Origin of the sequence: Caulobacter sp. 602-1, from assembly GCF_003931565.1 — a bacterium.
In the GTDB taxonomy this organism is placed as follows: Bacteria; Pseudomonadota; Alphaproteobacteria; order Caulobacterales; family Caulobacteraceae; genus Caulobacter.
The window spans coordinates 1-272 of the sequence record NZ_RRYI01000216.1; the positions used below are offsets into that span (position 1 = coordinate 1).

Genomic DNA, 272 nt, shown 5'->3' on the forward strand with positions numbered 1-272 from the left:
CCATAGCATCGTGGCCCTCGACTCGGTAGTGGCACCCGCCTTATGCAGCAGATTCGCCTGTTGCACCAGCTTGCCTTGCTCGCCGGCCTGTTCGGCCTGTTTCTTGACCATCTGACGGGCCGAAGCCTCCGCCTGCGCGGCGAATTCGCGTTGCAATGCCTTCAGATCTTTGGCGGTGCCCAGCACTTTAACCGGCCCGCGTGCGTGACGGCGGCCACGCGGATGTTTGCCGGCCGGCAACTGCTGCTCCACTGAGAACGTAACCCGCAAAT

The 272-nt window shown here is 62.9% G+C and carries 1 protein-coding gene; it reads right to left on the minus strand.

Going from position 1 to position 272, the window contains the following annotated elements:
• A partial coding sequence (locus EIK80_RS26850) for a hypothetical protein (RefSeq protein WP_233586958.1) occupies nucleotides 1–240 on the minus strand: 240 nt, incomplete at its 3' end.
• Between the last annotated feature and the right edge of the window lie 32 nt (nucleotides 241–272).